Raw genomic sequence first — 18,520 nt, forward strand, 5'->3', positions numbered from 1 at the left:
TCGATGCAAGTTACAGAAACAAAGTTAAAAGGCTGTTTTATTTTGGAGCCGGCCAAATATGGTGATTCAAGAGGGTATTTTATGGAAAGTTTCAATGAGAAAACCTTCCAAGAACTTACGGGCACAAATACCCATTTTGTTCAGGATAATCAGTCCTATTCAACGCGGGGTGTTTTGAGAGGTTTGCATGCACAGTCGGGAGCGCATGCTCAAGCAAAATTGGTACGCGTTCTCCAAGGAGAAGTGATTGATGTTGCGGTGGATGTAAGGCCAAATTCGGATACTTTTGGTCAATATGTAGCGGTTAACTTATCGGCTGACAATAATTTACAGCTATTTGTTCCACGTGGATTTTTACATGGTTTTGTCGTATTGAGCGAAACAGCGACCTTCTTTTATAAGTGCGACAATTTTTACAACAAGCAGTCTGAGTGTGGGGTGCATCCCTTGGATGCAGATTTGGCTGTAGACTGGCAGATACCCACAGCAGAGATGTTATTGTCCGAAAAAGATCAAACTGCACCCAGTTTCAAGGAGGTCTTCGGGGTATGAGGGTAGTTATTACAGGAGCTAATGGACAGCTTGGGTCTGAGTTAAAAGACCTGTTGTCTCCACAAACGGATAAAGACTGTTTTTTCTTGGACCGCCAGGAACTTCCTTTGGAGCATACGCAGATTATACAGGATATTTTAGGGCAGTATCAGCCCGATATCATTATTCATGCTGCGGCCTATACCGCTGTAGATAAGGCCGAATCAGAGGCCGAATTGGCTGATCGGATCAATCATTTAGCCACAGAAGAAATCGCGCAATATTGCCGTCTTCATGGCTCAAAATTGATTGCTATTTCTACAGACTATGTATTTGATGGGAACTCAGCTATCGCACTGACTGAAGATGCGCTAGTTGATCCAGTGAATGTTTATGGGTTCACCAAACTAAAGGGTGAGCAAGCTATTCAAAAATGGCTTCCAGAGGGTATCATTATTCGGACTTCCTGGGTCTATTCGACCTATGGCAATAATTTTGTGAAAACCATGATCCGTTTAATGGGGGAGCGCGAAGAGATTTCTGTTATAAACGATCAGATTGGTTCTCCAACCTATGCAAAAGATTTAGCTGAGGCTATTCTGACTATTATGGGTTCAGGTGTATGGGAAGGTGGGATCTATCATTTTAGCAACGAAGGTGAGATTTCATGGTATGACTTTGCTGTTGCGATTCGGGATTTAAAAGGATTGGATTGTCAGATCCATCCCATTCCTACGACGCAGTATCCTACTCCTGCAAGACGTCCAAAATATTCACTATTGGATAAATCAAAAATTAAAAATACGTTCAGCATTTCTGTTCCTTCTTGGAAAGACAGTTTGAAAATAATGTTGCAAAAAATATAATAGACAGTACATTATGAAAGGAATTATATTAGCCGGAGGATCCGGTACACGTTTACATCCATTGACTTTAGCCGTGTCTAAACAGTTGATGCCCGTGTACGACAAACCCATGATCTATTATCCATTGTCGACATTAATGTTGGCAGGAATCAACGAGATCTTAATTATTTCCACGCCACAAGATTTGCCGAATTTTCAAAAATTGTTGGGTGATGGATCGCAAATCGGCTGTAAGTTTTCGTATAAAGAGCAGCCCAATCCTGATGGTTTGGCACAAGCCTTTATACTGGGCGAGGAGTTTATTGGAGATGACAAAGTTGCTCTTATTTTGGGAGATAATATCTTTTACGCTTCGGGGATGTCTAAGTTATTGCAAGATTCATCAAATCCCGACGGCGGCGTTGTTTTTGCCTATCAGGTTTCTGATCCTGAACGGTATGGTGTGGTTGAGTTTGATCAGGATAATAAAGTTGTTTCTATAGAAGAAAAACCGAAAGAGCCTAAATCCAATTATGCGGTGCCAGGATTGTACTTCTATGACAATGATGTTGTAGAAATTGCGAAGAATATTAAACCTTCTCTGCGTGGAGAATTGGAGATCACAGATATTAATGCGGAGTATTTGAAACGCGGAAAGTTAAAAGTTGGTGTTTTTAATCGTGGAACAGCATGGCTTGATACTGGAACTATCAATTCACTGATGCAAGCAGGGCAGTTTGTACAAGTGATAGAAGAGCGTCAGGGTATGAAGATTGGAGCGATTGAAGAGGTCGCTTATCGGATGGGTTATATAAACAGGCAGCAGTTGGCCAAAATTGCAGAGCCGTTGAAAAAGAGCGGGTACGGGGAGTATTTATTGAAGTTAATATAGATTTATGAGTTTTAATATCAAGATTAGGACGTTAGTCTCGGAAAATAAAAAAGTAATAGAAAACTATTTTTTTATGACTATGCTTCAAGTTTTGAATTCTTGTTTCTATTTATTTCTATATCCATATTTAATAAGAACGCTTGGAGCTGAATCTTATGGAAAATTTGTCTTTATTACTTCTATAATAACATATTTTGTCTTCCTAATAAATTTTGGATTTGATATGCCTGCTACTAAGGAAATGGCTTTAGCTCGGAATGATAAAGGAAAACAATCACATATTCTTTCCGGTATATTTTCTTGTAAACTAAGTTTATCTCTCATCTCAATTATCGTTTTGATTATATTACGGTTTTTTGTTCCTTTTATAGAACAGAATTTTAAACCTATAATTTTTTGCTTTTTACAAGTTTTTAGTTATGTTATTTTCCCCCAATGGTACTTTCAGGCTATTCAAAATATGAGAATAGTTACATTTATACAGTTATTGTCTAAAATTCTTACTTTGCCATTAGTATTTTTACTGATTAAATCTCCTCAAGATCTAAATATTTACTTTTTAATTGTTTCAGCCGGTTTTATAATTGGCGCATTGTTATCACTATATTTTATTTTATTTGATCATAAGTTAACTTTTCGATTTGTAAGCCCCAAGGTAATGTTTGGATGGTTTAAGGAAGGTCTACCGTTTTTTTTAAGTAATTCTACTGGCGTTATAAAGGAACAGAGTATAACACTAATTATCGGTTCTTTTTTTGGTATGAAGGACGTTGCAATTTATGATTTAGCAAATAAAGTGATTACGATACCAAGGACCTTATTAATGAGTGTAAATGGCGCAATCTTTCCGAAAATTATACTTGATTCATCTAAAGGCAAGATAAGGAAAATTTTAAAAATAGAATTTTTCTTATCGTTATTAGTTATTATTGGTATTGTTGCGCTGGGCAGTCCTGTTATTACGATATTAGGTAATGGAGTAATGCATGCCGCATATCCCCTCGCTATTTTATTAAGCGTTTCCATAATCTCTTGGCTTATAGTTGGAGCCTATATAAGTTTTATATTTGTTCCTGAAAATGTTACTTATTATGTCGTTAAAAATCAGCTCGTGGCATTATTCTCATTTACGGTGTTTTCAATCGTGGGACTTTATTTTTACAGGAATATTTATGTGCTAGGATGGGCAATGGTGTTTTCCACTTTTTCTGAAATTTTATATTGTTCTTATATTGTGAAAAAAAATAAATTTTTGTGATGAATAAGCTTTCAGTAATAATACCATTCTACAATTCTTCAGAATTTTTAGAAAAATCTATACAGTCAATTTTTCAACAATCTTATGAGAATATTGAGTACATCTTCGTTAATGATTGTTCAACCGATAATTCTGTTGAAATTTTGGAAAGCCTATTCGAAAAATTTCCAGCCCGCGCTTTACAAGCAAAGTTAATCCATCACGAGAAGAACAAAGGCTCTGGTGCAGCTAGGAATACGGGTTTGTTGGCTTCAAATGGGGACTTTATAATATTTTTTGATAGTGATGATTGGGTTGATCTTGAGTTATATGAAAAAATGATTGATAAAGCTATTGAAAAAAATGCAGACATAGTCTGTTGTGGTTTTATTATGGAATATGACGATAGGTCTGAAAAATTGGAATATGAACAAAGTTATGATGATAAGGTGGCTATAAGAGAGATGAAATTTGATCTCCTATACTCCTCTTTATGTAATAAAATTGTGCGAAAGCATTTATATACCAATAACAATATATCTTTCTATAAAGGTATTGATATGTGGGAGGATGTAGGTGTTATGAGCCGTCTAAGGGTTTTAAGTGAAAATACAGTTGTAATAAGGAATGCTTATTATCATTATAATAAGTTAAATTTCAATTCAATTGTTTCTGTACCGACTGTCGGTAAAATACAGCAAGAGATAAAATGTGCAGAATTACTGAAAGACTTTTTTTTAGAAAGGGATCCAACCCTAAATTTGGTGTCAGACTATTTAAGGTTTGTTTCTAAAAGTGACTTTTTATTTAATGTAAAAATTAAGGAATTAGATTTGTGGCGTAGCATCAATAATGATACTCACAAAAATATTATGAAATTTAGAAATATTCCATATAATATGCGACTAATCTCTTGGGTGGGAGCCAACATTAGTGTTAATTTGGCTCGAGCAATAGTTCTTTTTAAAAATAGATTTTTAAAATCCTAAAGATAATGGAATTTCTAATAATTTCTTTTTTAACAGCATTTTCTGTTTTTGGTTATATCCACTCGAAAAGTATAATCTCGCCCTGGGTGATTTCTCCAATGAGCTGGCTTTGTATCCTTGGAGTATATTTGAGTTTCGATCACGGTATGTACAAGCTTAATCCTCAAGTTTTAATAATTATTTTAGTCTGGAACTTTTTCATTCTATTTGGGGTTTTTGTATCTGAAAATTTTGTAAATATCAGATTTAGGATCGAAAGAAATGAGGAGCAGTTTAGTTTAAGGATAAGGAATTTATATTATAAAATTAGTTTATTTGGATTTTTGCCGACATTATATGTCTTATATCGTCAATTGTCAGTAATTCCTGGAGATTTTTTCTATAAGTTGAGAATGGCCAACACAGGGTTATTGGAAACAAAGGTGAGTCTAGGTGTTTTTGCATATACGTTGACTATCGCCTTCATTTCTTATATGATGGAGTTAATTGAGTTAAATAAAGAGAAAAAGTCAAATAATAAGAAGAGATTTTATATTATTTTAATTATTAATGTAGTTTTTGCATTATCAACTATGTCCAAATCATCTTTCATGTTTTTGATATTCCCTTCTCTAATAGTTATCTTTTTTAAAACTAAAGTGTCAATTGTCAAACTTGCCAAATATAGTATATTAATTTTTTTCCTCATGTTTTCTGTTCAAAGTCTTAGAGATGGAAAAGCTAATTCTAACGATACCTCTTCTATTTTTTATACGTATTTATTGGGTGGATTACCAGCTTTGGATAAAATAGTAGAAAGGGACATGCACTCATTTAGTTTTGGGCAAAATGTACTAGTTTTTTTTAATAACTTCTCGGAAAAATTAGGGCTGATTGAAAAACAGAAGAAAATTTACATTAATGACTTTACAGATGAAGGATACATTAAAACCCCCAGTTATACGAATGTTTATACTGTTATTGGCCCAATTTGGCTAGATTTCAGATATTACGGAATTGTCATTTGTGGATTTGTTGTAGGTTTTTTGTCAGGATTTTTTTATCGGTTAAGCTGTTTGAATTTTAAGTTTGCATATATTTTATATTCTTATATGGGCTGTGTACTATTATTACAGTTTTTTGGGGAATATATTTTCACAAATATGTCTTATCTAATTCAACTCATATTATTGTCATATATCCCGTATAAATTTAGAAATGTAAATGTAAAATGGAAAAAATAGATATTCTCATGGCTACCTTCAATGGGGGGAAATTCATTGAGCGGCAAATCTTTTCTTTAATCTCCCAAAGCCATAAGAATTGGCGTTTATTAGTTCATGATGACGGTTCAAATGATGGAACCATTGAAATTGTTAAGAGGTTTTCTGAGTTGGATTCTAGAATTATTTTAATCGAAGATGGCTTAAAATATGGAAATGCAGGTTCAAATTTTTTAAGTTTATTAAATTATTGTACTTCAAATTTTATAATATTTTGCGATCAGGATGATATTTGGCTTGATTCAAAACTTGAGAAACTATACCTCTTATTGAAATCTGAAGACAATCCTGCAGCAGTCTACTCTAATGCTTATGGCTTTGATGGTAGTGCAATTATTTCTGAAAAAGTTTCTCTAATCGAGCGACATGAGCTTTCTAATAGTTTGTTTTTGAATAGCGGTGTTCAAGGTTGCTCATTAATGTTTAATAGAAAACTATTAGAAATCGTTTTAAAAAAACCAGATTATATTTATATGCATGATCATTATTTAACTATGGCAGCGGTCAGTTTTGGTAAACTTATCTATTTAGACGAGTGTTTAATGTTATATCGTCAGCATGCAAATAACGTTACAGGAAATATTTCTATATCTTTCAAAGATAGACTAAATAGTTTTTTACAAAGATCAAATCCTATTATAGATAAAAATCATTATAATGCAAATCTTGCATTCTACAATTTTTTTGAGCCTCATTTCACATCAAAACAAAAAGAGATATTTACCTCTTACCTTGTTTTTCCGAATTTATCATTTTTCAATAAAATAAAATCAATTTTTAAGTATAATTTTCGAATTGGAAATTCAAAAGCTATATTAATATTGAAATTATTTTTTAAAAATACCATATAATATGTTTCTTAGCATAGTTACACCAACATTCAACCGAGATTATTGTCTAGGGAATATTTACGAACGCTTAATAAAAGAAGGGGCGAAAGAAGATTTTGAATGGATTATTATAGATGATGGCTCAACTGATAATACTTCTGATATTGTACAGAAATGGATTGAAGAAGATATTATTCAAATTCGATATTTAAGGAAGGAAAATGGGGGTAAAAGCAATGCACTGGTTACTGCTTTTAATATGAGCAATATGGCTATTTACAGCATTGTACTTGATTCAGATGACTTTCTCGTTCCAAATTTCTTGCAAATAATCAAAACAGATATCACTGATATAGGTCATCGTATTATTGGATGTGCTTATCTAAAATCAGATCTAAAAGGAAACATTATTGGGTCACAATTTTCAAAACAATCTGGATCCTATGTCGATATATATTTCGGTAATAGACCTACTACCGGTGATAAAATATTTGTCGTCAATACAGAAATCTATAAAAAATGTTTGGTATCATCCTTTAGTAATGAAAAATTGATACCAGAATCTGTTTTTTATATGAAAATGAAAGAGTATGGCAATTTTAAATTGTGTAATAAAATTTTATATAAGGGAGATTATTTAGAAGACGGTCTTTCTTTTGATGTATTAAATCTTGTTGCAAAAAATATTAATGGATTAATTTATGAAAAAAAACTAATTCAGTCCCAAGATCTTAATTTAAAAGATTTATTGAGGAACGAAATAAAGTATATTGCATACTCTTTGGCAGCAGGTAATAAATTGGGAACTATTCTAAGAAACTCAGCGAGAAAAACTTTGACTATCCTATGTTTTGTTCCCACTATACTTGTTGCTTTTGGAAGAATTAGAAAAATTAAGAAAATAAGGCGCAATCTATTTATATAATCTAATAAAACGAGAGGTTTTTTATATTTCTGCGTGAATGTCCTTCAGTTTGCACGGCTAAAGATCACAGCCTAATATATTCGTACCGAAAACTTGTGCCTGGAATCTGTAGATAAGTCTACTAAAACGGGAAGGCTTCAAAGTGTAGCAACTTCACATAGCGATATAGTAAAAATGGTTGATTCCAATGCATAACTGACTTTTGACCGTCTCCAAATTATCTATTAGATTGGCAATACGATCAGACTGAAAAAAGTTTTAATTCTATCACACAGTCTGAGGTACACTCTCAATATATGTTATTTCTTATATGCATTTATTCCATCTTTGCAACCTACACAATTATTGTTAATATCTTTGATTTGGTACTTGGTGTTATATTTAACAGCTCGTCCTTTTATTTCAGTATTTGAAATAGTAATTTTATTATTCTTCGCTATTAGGTTAGATATACTTGTATTCTCTTCGTCTCGAGCATCGGATATGATACCTTGAGTACCGTTGTATAACATACTGTATCCTTTCAAATGATTACAAGTTATTGAGTTATTTTCTATTAATATATTTTTCTGGCTAGTATTTTGATCCAACCAAAGGTAAATTGCCGCATTGGTTATATTTGCAGTATTATCCTTTACAATAATATTTTCTATAAAATTATTTTCACTATTTATTGTTGCGATATACATCATACGGGTATATCCCTCTATTTTATTTGCAAATACGTCGATATTTGAGTTATGAATTTCTATCCCACAAGCCATAAGCTTTCCTTGGGTACCGGATAAAAAAAATGTATTATTTGATATATTTGAATTATTTGAATTTAGATAAATAGTAGAATGATCCGTATTTGTTTTGCTATTTACTATATTTAAAAACTTATTTTCAATAATTGAAACATTTGCACTTTTACTTTTTCCATGCCCTGATCCTATTGCGCAGCTAATATCGCCATTTCTAAATATAGACTTAGATATAACCACATTTTTAGCATTTCCTAATTCAATACCTCTTCTGGGAGTATATTTAGATCTCATACTGTTTTTAGAATGGTTAAAATCAATAATTATATTACTGATTTCTATATTTGCGATAGACGCAAATTTGGTAGCATCTAAATTATTAAATCCTGATAATACAATAAAAGGTTTATCGTTGAAATATTTTCCCACGACAATTTCAGACTCATTACCTAAAATTCTGAGATTCGACCTTAACAGTAAAATATTTTTATGTGCTTGGCTTTCTTTAGATGGTCCGTAAGAGTTTAATAATATTTTTCCCTTTGGCAGAATAAGAGTTTTGTTTTGCTTTGATGCCTCATCGATTGCATTTTGAAGATAAATTGTATTATCTGTTCCGCTGAAACCATTAAAGTCTGCTTTTACGCCAAAAGAAGTAGCGTATACTATCTGAATATCTTGTTTATGGTGAGTATCTTTTTTCAGATGGTTGAAAAAAATAATATTAAAAAGGATGGATGAAACGATAATATTAAACATAAATTCAAAATTTCTTATTATGTTTGACAAAAATAATAAGAACTTTTGAAAGTATTACATATTATTAATGGATTGGGGATTGGTGGAGCTGAAAAGCTTATTACTGATATACTTCCATTATTTAGGGAAAAAAATATTGAAACAGATTTGCTCCTATTGAATGGGATAGATACTCCATTTTTAAGGGAATTGAAGAGAAGTTTTTCAGGAAATATTTTCTTTTTGGGCAATAGCTATTATAATCCATTATACATTTATAAGATTATATCTTACTTGAAAAATTATGATATAGTTCATGTTCATTTGTTCCCTTCTCAATATTTTGTGGCTTTCGCCAAGTTTTTATCTGGATCGAAAATTAAGCTGATTTTCACCGAACATAACACTGTAAATAGACGTATTTCTAATGCTAAATTTAGGAGACTTGAAAGGTTTGTATATAGCTATTATTCCAAAATAATTTGTATTACCGACGAGGTAAAATTGGCTTTAATCGACAAATTATCTCTTCCAACCCAAAAGCTAATTACTATTAATAATGGAATTAACCTTGATCTTATTCATGACTCAATAAAGGAGAATCGCGAAAAATTTGGATACGCGGATTCTGATAAACTAATAATTATGGTTGCGGCATTTAGGAAGCAGAAAGATCAGGATTCTGTAATTAGAGCTTTAATTAGTCTACCTCTTTGCTATAAACTTATCTTAGTTGGTGATGGAGATAGAAGAGGTGAACTTACAGATTTGGTTGATAATCTAAATTTGCTTGATAGAGTAAATTTCCTAGGTGTTAGGACCGATGTATATAACCTTATAAAAATGTGTGACATTGCTATTTTAAGTTCTCATTGGGAAGGCTTTGGACTTGCGGCAGCGGAAGCTATGGCATGTGGCGTACCAGTTATAGCCTCAGACGTACCTGGATTATCTCAGGTTGTATCACAGGGAGGCCTTTTATTCGAAAAGGGAAATATTGCAGATTTGTTGGATAAAATTATACTATTGGAGAATTATGATATATATCATTCTATAAAAGATTCTGGAGTTAAAAAATCTAAGAGTTATTCAATTGAAGTGATGGTAGATCAAATTGTTGATTTATATCAAAAAATTAGTTAAAAATAGCATGGATATTAAGGTCTTACACGTCGTATCAATATCTTTTTCTCTTAAATATTTTATTGGCAATCAATTTTTATATTTTCGAAATCTGGGGGTCAAGTCTTATGTAGCTTGTTCTGAGTCCACAGAATTATTTGAACTGGCCTCTAAATATGACTTTGTAGCATATCCTCTTCCTATCAAAAGGTCAATTGATCCAATTCAAGATCTCCTTTCAATTATTAACTTACGTAAGTTTATTGCTAGAGAGAGGTTTGATTACGTGATTGCACATAGCCCGAAAGGGGGATTGATAGGTATGACTGCCTCATATTTAGCACGTGTTCCGAACCGTATCTTTTTTAGACATGGGTTGGTTTTTGAAACCTCAACCGGTGTTAAAAGAAAGCTTTTAATAAATATCGAAAAGATCATTGGTGCTCAGGCACACAAGGTTGTAAATGTGAGTCAGTCTGTTCAAAATATCGCGATCAATTTGCATCTAAATCGCGATAGTAAAAATGTTTTATTGGGAAAGGGAACATGTAATGGTGTTAACACAGACCTTTTCAAATTTCGCTCAGGTTTTCGAGACGATTCTGTTACTACTATTGGTTATGTTGGTCGTTTGGCAAAAGATAAAGGAATTGGTGAACTTACTGAGGCTTGGAAAATTCTTGCCGCAAAGCATAGGGATATAAAATTGTTATTGATTGGACCTTTCGACGAAAGGGATAAGCTAGATATTGATACTATTGAGTATATAAGGAAATGCAAATCTATTGAATTGGTGGGAGAAATATCCGATACTAGTACTTATTATAATATGATGGACATATTTATTTTACCATCTTATCGTGAAGGATTCCCAACAGTTGTTTTGGAAGCGTCGTCATCAAGCTTACCAATTATAACTACTAGATCTACTGGATGTATTGATTCAATTATTGAAAATCAAACAGGGATATTTGTGGAGATTAATGGTTCTAGTATTGCCAATGGTATTGAAAAATATCTTTTTGATACCGAGCTTCGAAAGAAGCACGGTGCTGCAGGTAGAGATTTTGTTAGTGAGAATTTCTCTGAGCAAATTGTTTATAGGGAAATCGGACAAAAAATATACTCACTGAAATGATAATTGTAATTGGAAGTTCAGGATTTATTGGGCGCAATTTGCTCAAAAATTTTAACGCGAAAGGTGTGTCGTTACGAGATCATGATTGGAAAGAAAATTTTAAAGATGCGGGCGTTGTAGTTAACCTAATTGGTAAAGCTCATGACCATAAAGGTGTTCTCAAAGAAGAGGATTACCATTATGCTAATGTTGAGTTGACAAAACAAATATTTGACGTTTTTAAAATCTCAAAAGCTAAACTGTTAATCCATATCAGTTCCCTGGCTGCATTGGAAGAGATTGAGTCTGAAACGTCACTAACTGAAATAGATAAATGTAATCCAATATCTTTTTATGGAAAATCAAAACGATCCGCTGAAGAATGGTTATTAGAACAGGATCTTCCTTCTGATAAAAAGCTAATTATTATAAGGCCTCCTATGGTTCATGGAGCTGGGGATAAAGGAAATTTGGGGCTTTTATACAAATTAATATCAAAGGGTATTCCTTATCCATTAGCTTCTTTTAATAATCAGCGATCGTTTATATCAATAGATAATTTTTGTTTTTTTATTGAACAAATTATAGAAAAGCAAGATACGATGGAATCTGGGCTATATCATATATCAGATGATGAAGTGGTATCAACAAAAGAAATCATTGAAATTATTAAAACTATAACAAATAATAACGTTCCGAATGTAATGCTTCCTAAGCTAATTGTGAAATTTGTTGCTAAAATTGGAGATGTCATATCACTGCCTTTAAATACCACACGTCTCAAAAAAATGACCTGTAATCTTATTGTCTCCAACCAAAAAATAAAAACCACATTGGGAATTAGTAAGCTTCCTTACACGGCAAAGGAAGGCCTCGAAAAAACAATTCGTTCATTTAAAAACGCATAATTCATACTATGACATATCTGATTGTTTTCATCGTACTCATCATCCTCGAACTGCTATACTTCAAAGTAGCGAATCGGTTTAATATTATTGATAAGCCTAATGAACGTTCTTCTCATTCAACAATAACACTTCGTGGTGGTGGTGTGGTCTTTTATTTTGGAGCGCTGGCATACTTTATCTGGTCTGGTTTTCAATACCCCTGGTTTTTCTTGGGCCTAACAATGATGACCATTGTTTCGTTTCTGGACGATGTCTTTACCTTGTCTAACAAGATACGCTTGCTGGTGCATTTTGCGTCGGTATTGCTGATGGCCTATCAGCTGAATGTATTTTCCATGCCATGGTATTTTTTGATCATAACCTTTATTATTGTAGTTGGTGTGATTAATGCCTACAATTTTATGGATGGTATCAATGGAATTACGGCTTGCTATAGTTTAGCTGTTGGTGGGCTCCTTATGCTTGTAAACAAGCAGCTTGATTTTATACCACAAGAATTGTTAGTATTTACTTTATTGGGTATTTTAGTATTTACCTTTTTTAATTTTCGCACGAAAGCCAAATGTTTTGCTGGCGATGTTGGTTCTGTTGCAATCGCCTATATCCTATTATTCGCGTTAGGTTCACTTATATTAAAAACAGGTAATTTAATTTATATCCTTTTTTTGTCTGTATACGGTATCGATGCCGTTTGGACGATAATACGGCGTTTAATGCTAAAGCAAAATATTTTTGAAGCGCATCGTTCTCATTTATATCAATATATGGGAAATGAAGCTGGCATCAATAAGCTATTGATTTCCTTTCTCTATGGTATTATCCAACTTGGAATTGGGCTTGCTGTCATTGAATTTTCAAATAAAAGCTATGATATTCAAATTTATTTCTCTCTTGGCCTACTTTTTGTTTTTAGCTTAGTGTATTTGATGCTGAAAAGATATATTATCGCAAACTATGTGAAATAGTTTTTAATTGTGTGTTTTTCTGAATTTTATGGGAAAAAAACTTTCAAGTAGAGGGAAGCTTGAAAATTATTATTCTGACCTTTTTAAATATATGAATGATTAACTTATGGAGGGAGGGGCTTTTGTTTAACAAACCCCGTTGGATGGTTTTATTAGTCGATATGCTCATTATCAGTACCGGCTTTGTCATAAGTTATATTCTTATTTTTAAGCATAGAGGAGTAGTTGAGCTTGACAACCTTTTTGGTCAATTGCTAATTGTTTCAACGATTTATCTATTTTGGATTCTGATCTTCGGGACATATAAAAGTGTCATGCACAAAACCGGAATACGGGACCTTCAGCAACTTGTTGTTGCGCTTGTTTTGGCTTATATTTCTGTTGAGCTACTTAGTAAGTTAATAGAATGGATAGTCCCTAAGAATACCATATTGCAAAGTATAGTGCCTTTTTCGGATACGCAACTTCTTTTTCATGCCTTGATCGCTGGTTTTGGAATGACTTTCCTTAGGGTTCTTTATCGATCTATATACCATGAACTCGTGTGGAATCAGAAAGATAACCGTATACCTGTAATCCTCTTTGGTGCTGGGAATATGGGAAATACGACATTTCACTTTATTCACACGACCTCGCGCAATAAATATCGTATTGTGGCCATTCTGGATGATAAGCCAAGCCGTATTGGAAAACGAATTCAAGGATTTAAAGTTAGGGATATCAATTGTCTTAATAAAGCTTTTGTACAGAAGCATGGAAACCCACATGAATTGATTATTGCGATTGACGACCATAATCCTCAACGTTTAGAGCATGTTTTCAAATTGGCCGAACCAATTCCACTTATTGTAAAGATAATTCCTGACACGGCTAAATTACTTGCTGGAGAAGTTGCCACGAGGCAGATACGAAGTCTCCGAATCGAAGATTTGCTTGGACGTAAAGCTATTGATCTCGACAATCCGACGATAGCATCGGAAATGAAAGGCCAAATTGTATTAGTTACTGGTGGCGCGGGTTCTATAGGCAGCGAACTTGTACGGCAATTGGCACATACCGATCTGTTGAAACTTATTGTTGTAGACCAGGCAGAATCTGCACTTTACGAAATTCAGCAGGAACTTAGTTCCAATGTGAATTTCGACCGTTTTACCTTTATGGTTGGGAATATCCGGAATAGGCCTTTTATGGAAAACGTTTTTCAAACATTTTTGCCTACTTATGTTTTTCATGCAGCAGCTTATAAGCATGTACCGCTCATGGAGGCCAATCCTTATGAATCAATATTGACCAATGTGTGCGGCTCTTATACCTTAGCTAAGTTGGCAGATAATTATGGGGTCTCCAAATTTGTTATGGTTTCCACCGATAAAGCTGTCAACCCAACGAATGTCATGGGAGCCACAAAACGTGTTGCAGAGATAGCTGTTTCAATAGTTAATAAATATTCTAAAACCAATTTTATCGTCACAAGGTTTGGGAATGTTTTGGGCTCAAATGGCTCAGTTATCCCCCTTTTTGAAAGACAGATGCTCCATGGAGGTCCGTTGACCATTACAGATCCCAATATCACGCGGTATTTTATGACCATCCCCGAATCCTGCCAACTGGTTCAGGAAGCTGCTGTTATGGGTAAAGGAGGAGAGATATTTGTATTTGACATGGGCGAACCGGTTAAAATTATGAATCTCGCCAAGCAGATGATCCGCTTAAAAGGATACAATTATCCAGAGGATATTGATATTAAGGTGGTAGGGTTACGGCCTGGGGAGAAAATATTTGAGGAACTTTTGGCGAATGGGGAAAATACTGAAAAGACTTATCACGAAAAGATTATGATTGCCAAAGTAAATACCGCTGACTTAGATATCCAGAAAAGTAAAGTTGAATATCTTTGTCAATATGTAGAAAATGCAAACCCTCGTGTAGATAAAATGCAACTCGTAAGATTGATAAAGCAAATTGTGCCCGAATATCGATCACAAAATTCAGTATTTCAAACATTAGACAAATAAAAAAAATATGATTAATACAATACAAGGAGGGGTCGCCAAGGACCATAGGGGGCAAATAAGATTTGTCAATGATTTTGACATGAGTCTTGTTAAGCGCTTTTATATTATCAAGAATCTAGATACAGAGTTGGTAAGAGGTTGGCGCGCTCATAAGATCGAACAACGCTGGTTTTATGTACTCTCTGGATCATTTTCCGTAGATGTGGTTAAAATTGACAATTGGGAAGTAGCTTCACCAGATCTTCCTGTCGATAATATGATTATGCTTGCTAGCAATTTGCGTGTGTTACATATCCCTTCAGGCTACGGTACTGCTTTCAAAGCAATGGAACCTGATAGTGAATTACTCGTATATTCCGACTATGGAATTGAACATGCGGCAAACGATGATCACACGTATCCCTTGGATTACTTTAAAAATAGAAAGAAATCATTTGATATTTAGTGCCCTTTATTTGGTTGCGAAGTAGTTCCTCGGACTTTTCGGTTGATATATCAACTTTGATTTCAAGTAAGCCGCCTCTTATGGTAATTCTGTACCTCTACTGATCGAGGAGGTAATTAAAGTGCAGTCCAATCTACGACCGGCTTCCCCCCTTTTGAGCCAAGTTTCCATGTTGAAGAAGTTTTTTTTAATTTGGCAGATTCTCCTGGTCATAATTTTGTGACAATTTCTTAATTTTTTTATTCTCCGTAAATTTTAAAGGTTTTCCCCCTGATTTCGAGGAGATAAGTGCATTTTCTCGTGCAAATTACGGTCTAAATAAGCTCAATTCTTAAAGGAATTGCGAAGTAATTGTGAAATTTTGATAAAAACATTAAAAAAGATAAAGATTATTAAATTTTGTTGTCTATATTTGTCATACTACAATCTACAATTATTAAAACACGAGAGTATTTGACTGCATGATTATCCAAGCGGATGATGCAATTTGTGCGGAAAAATCCAGTCAACTAAATTCTGAAGAGAAGCCTTATTATTTAAAAAAACAATTATTGAGATCTGATCATAAACAGATAGAACTGACATAGAAAAAGTGAATTTATTGCTCTTCGGCTTCATGGGGAAGCCAATTTGAGCTATAGTTTTCTCAATTATAGGTATTTACCTGTACGGGTACTTTGCGCCGCTTATGTTTCTTGTTAGGAAAAATGTTTAAAATTAGGTTTTTTAATTTTTTATTAACTATTTGAATATTTAACTAATAAAGATTATTATGCATAAGTATGTTCAAAATCGCGTTTTAGCTTATTTAAAAATGCTGCTCGCTTTGACAGATGCAGTGTCTTTGAATATCCTATTTGTGCTTGCCTACTCTGTCGTAGCCAACAATGGTTGGATGGATGTGGGGCAGGAAGTGCCGGCCAGTTTTTACTCATTGTGGACGACTTTTAATCTTGTTGCTATCATTTCGTCGCTCTATATGCGGCTTTATGCTGATGCGACCATCGAGCGGCTTGAGAATGTATTCCGTATCACGTTGCGTACGGCACTGTTGCTGGTTGCAATTTTTGCGGGCTGTATCCTGATCGGCCATCATCTTAAGGGAGTTTGGGTTTTCTTTGTCGTGGTGGCAGCAGGTATGTTTATCTACCTTGCTCTGTCCCGTTTTGTGTTGACCTATGTCTATACGGTATTGCCGCGGCGCTTAGGTTGGAGCAAGCAAGTAGCCTTGATCGGCCACAACGATTACATGGCTGGTGTGGCAGGGATCCTTGCCAAGGAGCATCCATTTTATCATGTCAACACAATCGCTTACCGCGACGATCCTGGTTTGCCGAGCAAAGATGATACTTTGACTAGGTTCAGACGTTATTTTGAGGAGGTCGCCAGTTTGGGGATCTTTGATGTGTTTGTCGTCAATTCCCCCGATATTTCGAGCTGCAGCAGAGAATTGATCATGGCAGCTGACAGCAAATGTGTGCATCTCAATTTTGTGACTGCTCCGGCTGAAATGATGCCGTATTCCAGCAAAGATGGCGTGCTGACGGTGGAATTGCCCGTGCTTCGCTCGCATGACGAATCGCTTTCGACGATGGAAAACCGCATCAAGAAGCGCATTGTCGATCTTGTCATTTCTACTTTCGTGATCGTATTTATTTTATCCTGGTTGATTCCTATTATCGGTTTGATTATCAAGATCCAGAGTCCAGGTCCGATTTTTTTCAAGCAGCCGCGTTCCGGACGTAATAATCAGACTTTTGATTGCTATAAGTTTCGGAGTATGGTTGTCAATACGGAGTCCAATGCAAAGCAAGCCGTCAAAGGCGATAAGCGTATTACGGCAATAGGTCAGTTTTTAAGAAAGACAAATCTGGACGAATTTCCGCAGTTTATCAATGTGTTTCTGGGGCAGATGAGTGTCGTCGGTCCACGTCCGCATATGCTTGCCCATACCGAACATTATAGCCAGCTGATCCAGCATTATATGGTGCGTCATTTTGTAAAGCCCGGAATTACGGGCTGGGCACAGGTCAATGGCTGCCGCGGGGAGACTAAGGATCCTGGAGCAATGGCCAAACGGGTCGAATATGACCTGGATTATATGAATAACTGGTCGGCCATGCTCGACTTTAAAATTGTGTGCATGACCGTTTTGAACATGCTGCAAGGAGAGAAAAATGCTTATTAACGTTAATATTAAAACTGACAGATTATGAACAAAAAAGTTACCAGATTAACCGTCCTATTGCTCGGCATGTTTATGCTGTTCAATATCTCAGTATCGCGGGCTAATAGTGATGAGCGGGATAGCATACCCGAGACAGCCTACTCTTTCGGCTACCCCTTGGGGCTTGGGGTGCATTTTGGGTCCACAGGTTTTGGGGCTCAATTTTATTATCCGCTGGGCCAACAGTTTGGCATGCGCCTCGGTGTAAGCTATATGCCGTTCAGCACAAACATTGAGGGTACGTATAGTAACCGTGCGACACGGAGTGAGGCCAAGGCCAAATCATCCAATGCCTCTGCTATTTTCGGTTGGACACCCTTCGTGAATAATCGGGGTTTTTTCCGCAGTTTCAACGTGCAGGTGGGCGGCGCCTATTTCTTTAAGCTCGATGGAACCCTGACCACCCGTTTGGCGGATCCCTACCGTTATGGTGATATTGCCGTTGATCCAGAAATGGTCGGTACGATAAAGACCAATGTGGCCTGGAAGAAAACCGTTAATCCCTATGCGGGTATCGGCTGGAGCAATATCCTGATCGACAGCCGCTTTTCAATGCATGTGGACTTGGGCTGCTATTACCTTTCTAAGCCTTCTGTGACGATGGAAGCAACAGGTCTATTGGAAGAAAATGTCAATAATGCCGCCACCATCGAGAATAACATCAAGAACTACCGCTATTTGCCCCGTATCGAAGCAGGCATCAGTTATCGGTTTAAATAGGTAAAT

Annotated in this window: 17 protein-coding genes; 16 read left to right on the top strand and 1 reads right to left on the bottom strand. The window is 35.0% G+C overall.

Going from position 1 to position 18,520, the window contains the following annotated elements; genetic code table 11:
• Positions 1-3: 3 nt before the first annotated feature.
• From rfbC to B2O97_RS19765, 8 genes are read left to right on the top strand one after another with little or no spacing between them, the layout of a single operon-like run.
• On the top strand, positions 4-552 hold the full coding sequence (rfbC, locus tag B2O97_RS19730; protein ID WP_286767959.1) for a dTDP-4-dehydrorhamnose 3,5-epimerase: 549 nt from the start codon (positions 4-6) through the stop codon (positions 550-552).
• Positions 549-1,397 (top strand): dTDP-4-dehydrorhamnose reductase, encoded by an 849-nt coding sequence (gene rfbD / locus B2O97_RS19735; RefSeq protein WP_115045918.1) that lies wholly within the window; start codon positions 549-551, stop codon positions 1,395-1,397. The genes rfbC and rfbD overlap by 4 nt, the downstream gene beginning before the upstream one ends.
• 13 nt (positions 1,398-1,410) lie before the next feature.
• Positions 1,411-2,268, top strand: a complete 858-nt coding sequence (gene rfbA, locus B2O97_RS19740; RefSeq protein WP_286767960.1) for a glucose-1-phosphate thymidylyltransferase RfbA — start codon at positions 1,411-1,413, stop codon at positions 2,266-2,268.
• 4 nt (positions 2,269-2,272) lie between these two features.
• Positions 2,273-3,526, top strand: coding sequence for an oligosaccharide flippase family protein (locus tag B2O97_RS19745; protein WP_286767961.1), 1,254 nt, complete (start codon positions 2,273-2,275; stop codon positions 3,524-3,526).
• Complete coding sequence (locus tag B2O97_RS19750) at positions 3,526-4,494, top strand: glycosyltransferase family 2 protein (RefSeq protein ID WP_286767962.1); 969 nt, start codon at positions 3,526-3,528, stop codon at positions 4,492-4,494. Before B2O97_RS19745 ends, B2O97_RS19750 begins: the two co-directional genes overlap by 1 nt.
• A gap of 5 nt (positions 4,495-4,499) precedes the next feature.
• On the top strand, positions 4,500-5,717 hold the full coding sequence (locus B2O97_RS19755; RefSeq protein WP_286767963.1) for an O-antigen polymerase: 1,218 nt from the start codon (positions 4,500-4,502) through the stop codon (positions 5,715-5,717).
• Complete coding sequence (locus B2O97_RS19760; protein WP_115045910.1) at positions 5,705-6,607, top strand: glycosyltransferase family 2 protein; 903 nt, start codon at positions 5,705-5,707, stop codon at positions 6,605-6,607. The genes B2O97_RS19755 and B2O97_RS19760 overlap by 13 nt, the downstream gene beginning before the upstream one ends.
• A gap of 1 nt (position 6,608) precedes the next feature.
• Complete coding sequence (locus tag B2O97_RS19765; RefSeq protein ID WP_115045908.1) at positions 6,609-7,511, top strand: glycosyltransferase family 2 protein; 903 nt, start codon at positions 6,609-6,611, stop codon at positions 7,509-7,511.
• Between the two features lie 299 nt (positions 7,512-7,810).
• On the opposite strand, the gene B2O97_RS19770 is transcribed toward B2O97_RS19765, so the two are convergent.
• The gene (locus tag B2O97_RS19770; RefSeq protein WP_115045907.1) at positions 7,811-9,016 is read right to left on the bottom strand and encodes a hypothetical protein; all 1,206 of its coding nucleotides are present in this window, start codon (positions 9,014-9,016) and stop codon (positions 7,811-7,813) included.
• 45 nt (positions 9,017-9,061) lie between these two features.
• Here B2O97_RS19770 and B2O97_RS19775 point away from each other — a divergent pair, with 45 nt between their 5' ends.
• The 8 genes from B2O97_RS19775 to B2O97_RS19810 all read left to right on the top strand — a co-directional run bounded on the left by B2O97_RS19775 (position 9,062) and on the right by B2O97_RS19810 (position 18,514).
• On the top strand, positions 9,062-10,138 hold the full coding sequence (locus B2O97_RS19775) for a glycosyltransferase (protein WP_115045906.1): 1,077 nt from the start codon (positions 9,062-9,064) through the stop codon (positions 10,136-10,138).
• Between the two features lie 7 nt (positions 10,139-10,145).
• Complete coding sequence (locus B2O97_RS19780) at positions 10,146-11,255, top strand: glycosyltransferase family 4 protein (RefSeq protein WP_286767964.1); 1,110 nt, start codon at positions 10,146-10,148, stop codon at positions 11,253-11,255.
• Positions 11,252-12,142, top strand: a complete 891-nt coding sequence (locus tag B2O97_RS19785; RefSeq protein WP_115045902.1) for an NAD-dependent epimerase/dehydratase family protein — start codon at positions 11,252-11,254, stop codon at positions 12,140-12,142. The genes B2O97_RS19780 and B2O97_RS19785 overlap by 4 nt, the downstream gene beginning before the upstream one ends.
• A gap of 8 nt (positions 12,143-12,150) precedes the next feature.
• Complete coding sequence (locus B2O97_RS19790) at positions 12,151-13,107, top strand: MraY family glycosyltransferase (protein WP_115045901.1); 957 nt, start codon at positions 12,151-12,153, stop codon at positions 13,105-13,107.
• Positions 13,108-13,250: 143 nt separating this feature from the next.
• On the top strand, positions 13,251-15,122 hold the full coding sequence (locus B2O97_RS19795; RefSeq protein WP_286767965.1) for a polysaccharide biosynthesis protein: 1,872 nt from the start codon (positions 13,251-13,253) through the stop codon (positions 15,120-15,122).
• A gap of 7 nt (positions 15,123-15,129) precedes the next feature.
• Entirely contained in the window at positions 15,130-15,567 is a 438-nt protein-coding gene (locus B2O97_RS19800; RefSeq protein WP_286767966.1) for a WxcM-like domain-containing protein, read from the top strand.
• A gap of 772 nt (positions 15,568-16,339) precedes the next feature.
• Complete coding sequence (locus tag B2O97_RS19805; protein ID WP_286767967.1) at positions 16,340-17,755, top strand: exopolysaccharide biosynthesis polyprenyl glycosylphosphotransferase; 1,416 nt, start codon at positions 16,340-16,342, stop codon at positions 17,753-17,755.
• A 168-nt stretch (positions 17,756-17,923) separates the two neighbouring features.
• On the top strand, positions 17,924-18,514 hold the full coding sequence (locus B2O97_RS19810; protein ID WP_286767968.1) for a hypothetical protein: 591 nt from the start codon (positions 17,924-17,926) through the stop codon (positions 18,512-18,514).
• Positions 18,515-18,520: the final 6 nt, after the last annotated feature.

This window comes from Sphingobacterium sp. UBA865, assembly GCF_002295765.1.
GTDB lineage: Bacteria > Bacteroidota > Bacteroidia > Sphingobacteriales > Sphingobacteriaceae > Sphingobacterium > Sphingobacterium multivorum.